2 protein-coding genes and 2 pseudogenes are annotated in these 3,117 nt (G+C 55.2%); 1 reads left to right on the top strand and 3 read right to left on the bottom strand.

Annotation, left to right across the window (positions count from 1 at the left end):
* From HLH28_RS17715 to HLH28_RS17700, 3 genes and pseudogenes are all read right to left on the bottom strand, one after another.
* Positions 1-195 (bottom strand): manganese catalase family protein (locus HLH28_RS17715; RefSeq protein WP_182961923.1); only part of this gene is annotated, 195 nt, incomplete at its 3' end.
* Positions 196-396: 201 nt separating this feature from the next.
* Positions 397-897 (bottom strand): annotated as a pseudogene (locus HLH28_RS17705) (YciE/YciF ferroxidase family protein).
* Positions 898-1,028: 131 nt separating this feature from the next.
* Positions 1,029-1,307 (bottom strand): hypothetical protein, encoded by a 279-nt coding sequence (locus HLH28_RS17700; RefSeq protein WP_182961921.1) that lies wholly within the window; start codon positions 1,305-1,307, stop codon positions 1,029-1,031.
* A 625-nt stretch (positions 1,308-1,932) separates the two neighbouring features.
* On the opposite strand from HLH28_RS17700, the pseudogene HLH28_RS17695 reads away from it, so the two are divergent.
* Positions 1,933-2,865 (top strand): annotated as a pseudogene (locus HLH28_RS17695) (transposase); the annotation flags it as partial.
* Positions 2,866-3,117: the final 252 nt, after the last annotated feature.

Genomic DNA, 3,117 nt, shown 5'->3' with positions numbered 1-3,117 from the left:
TTCCTCGGTGCCGATATCCATCAGCAGGTCCTTCAACATCGGATCGTCAGTATTGATGCCCTGGATCGAATATTGCATCGCCGCGGCCAGTTCACCGTTCGCACCGCCAAACTGCTCCAGAAGCATCTTACCGAACTTCGGATCGGCTTCACCGATCCGAACCGTGTACATCAGTTTTTTTACATGATGATACATGACACATTCCTATATCGACTAAATATACTTCTTTCCTCCGACCTGTTTCCCGAAGCCCTGAAGAAGGCTGCCGGCGGTCTCGGGGAAACGGGGCGGCGTGCTCATGACGGCCGCCCTTGCGTCCTGATTCGGCGACCAATTCATGGTCTTTCGAAAACGAACGATCCTGTACCACGAAGCGGCTGGAAGAGGCCTCCGGCTTCAGGCGGCCCGTTGGTTCACGTCCCTCTCGGCGATGCGCGTTAGTTTTTGATCGGCAGATTTTTCTTCCTCAAGCGTCTGCTCCAAGAGAGTCGCGCTGTCGGTACGATCCAGCTGTCTGGCGTAGGCGATCAGGCTGCCATAACGGGTTATTTCATAATGCTCAACGGCCTGGCAGCCGAGAGCATGGCTGCGTCACGTACATCAGGGTCGTCGCAATCGCCGATAATTTTCTTCGCCTCGGCGGGAATTCCATCCATTTCCCGGCATGTTACGCCTTTGACAGGTTGGCCATGCATCTGGAATACCTGCTCCAATCTGCGTACACGCCCCTCTGTTTCCATTAAATGATGCTGAACGCGGTCTTCAGTTCCGGCTCAGCAGCTTTTCCGCCATGATGGGAAATTTCTTGACGATCTGAATTTCAGCATAATAGATATCTTCAAGAATATGCACGAACAGATCATCAAGGGTCTTTATCGGTTTCGAGAACAAGCCCATTGATTTTCTCCGTTCTCGAAGGGACGTCCGCCGCCTGATTGACGTGGGACAGTCCGTGAGCCAACCGGAGCGTTCATTAGTTTCTGGGGGCGCCGGCGGTATCGCCGACGTCCCCTGTATCTGATACGAAGTCAGGTATTCTTGTGGCTCTGCTCGCCGGCCTTGACGTGCTGCTCATGCGTGCCACCGCGGGTGCCAGAGCCCTGTTCTCCCTCGTCCTTCTCGCCGCGCGACGTGCCGGTATTCTTGTGGCTCTGCTCGCCGGCCTTGACGTGCTGCTCATGCGTGCCACCGCGAGTGCCAGAGCCCTGTTCTCTCTCATCTTTCTCGCCGCGCGACGTGCCGGTATTCTTGTGGCTCTGCTCGCCAGCCTTGACGTGCTGGTCGTGTGTGCCGCCTTGGTTTGCCATTTTCCTATTCCTCTTTTCCGATATGAGGCGATCGCCAATACGACCGTCCCATGACAAACCGTCCGTCCCGTCATAAGTTTCAAAAGATTCCGAAAATACCAAACCCTTTTAGATTAAGGGTAATTCTTCTGCGAATATGAAAGGTATTTCCACAACAATTTTCATGTTAAGAAATTTTCAAACACTTTACTGACGATAACATCAGAAATGCAAATTTTCGGCATCCGAATGCAGATCGTATACGCCTCACATCTGTTAGGCCCCGAGGAGAATACAGCCAGACCATGGCATCGATATTGGCTTGCTTGATGCCAAGATATACCAATCCATGCCATCAATCATCCTGAACGGGTCGGTGCATCAGATGCTCGACATCTCCGGTGCCTCCGCCTATGCCGCCAGCAAGGGTAGGATCGGGGCGATGAACCGGTGTTAACGTCCGAATTCACACCGCGCAGCATCCGGATGAACAGTGTGGTGCCGGGCACCACCTGACCTTGCCCCCTGAAATGCCCTCGATTTGAAGTAAGGTCTGTCCACAGGTGATCTGCTCCCGACAAACTGGATCGTTTTTGGGGTAGAGTTTTCCGCGTGCCTTTTCTCTGGCTGAGAGGAGCGGAAAGCGATGAAGGCATCGAAATTTTCGGACGCACAGAAGGCGTTCCTTCTGAAGCAAGGGGCTGACGGCATCCCCGTCGCGGAGATTTGTCGGAAGGCTGGGATCAGCCAGGCGACATACTTCAACTGGAAGAAGAAGTATGACGGTCTGCTGCGGACGGAGATGCGGCGACTGAAGCTGCTTGAGGATGAAAATACCAAGTCGCGCAAGCTGGTGGCGGATCTGTCGCTGGATCGGGAGATGCTGCAGGACGTGATCCGTCGAAAAATCTGAGGCCTGCTCGCAAGCGCAAGCTGGTCGACGCGATGCGTGGGGACTGGGACATCCTCGATCCGGCGTGCCTGCCGGGTTCTGGAAGTCGATCCGTCCACCTACCATTACAAGCTCCGTCGACACGATCAGGCCGCCCTTGAAGCCAGGATCAAGGAGATCTGCACGACACGGATACAATACGGCTATCGACGTGTTCATGTCGTGCTTCGCCGCGAGGGCTGGGATGTGAACGTCAAGAAGATATACAGAATTTACAACGAGTTGGGCCTGCAACTGCGTAACAAGACACCGAAGCGGCGGGTGAAGGCGAAGCTGCGTGATGACCGGCGACCGGCAGGAAGGTCAGGATTCTCACGATCGTTGACATATTTTTCGCGGTTTTCGCCGATGATCGATCCGCGCTTCAGCTACCGGGCAGAGGACGTTGTCGCGGTCCTCGAGCAAGTCTGTGCCACCGTGGTCTACCCGAAGACGATCCGGGTCGACCAAGGCGCGGAATTCATTTCGCGCGATCTGGATCTCTGGGCCTATGCCAACAATGTCACGCTGGACTTCTCCCGACCCGGCAAGCCGACGGACAATGCGTTCATCGAGGCCTTCAACGGCCGTCTGAGGGCGGAGTGCCTGAACGCACATTGGTTCCTGACGCTTGCGGATGCACGCGAGCTGCATATTCTCGGTGACGTATCCAGCCCGTTACCGTGAAACCACGCCGCAAACTCTACCATCCGGCGGTCGAACGTTCGGGAGCAGATCACCCCCCACAGACCCTAACTCAAAACTGAGGGCACGTTCGGGACAGGGTCAAAGCCTATATAGCGCGCCTGGGATAGGGGCGTTCGATCTGTTGGGGGATTGGCGCCGGAACGCAGAAAACCCGCCTGTTGGGGCGGGTTTTATCCTGTCTTATCAAAGACT

Source organism: Gluconacetobacter tumulisoli (assembly GCF_014174155.1).
Classification (GTDB): domain Bacteria; phylum Pseudomonadota; class Alphaproteobacteria; order Acetobacterales; family Acetobacteraceae; genus Gluconacetobacter; species Gluconacetobacter tumulisoli.
Note: the sequence above shows the minus strand (reverse complement) of the source record. Positions and strands in the feature narration are given on the sequence as shown.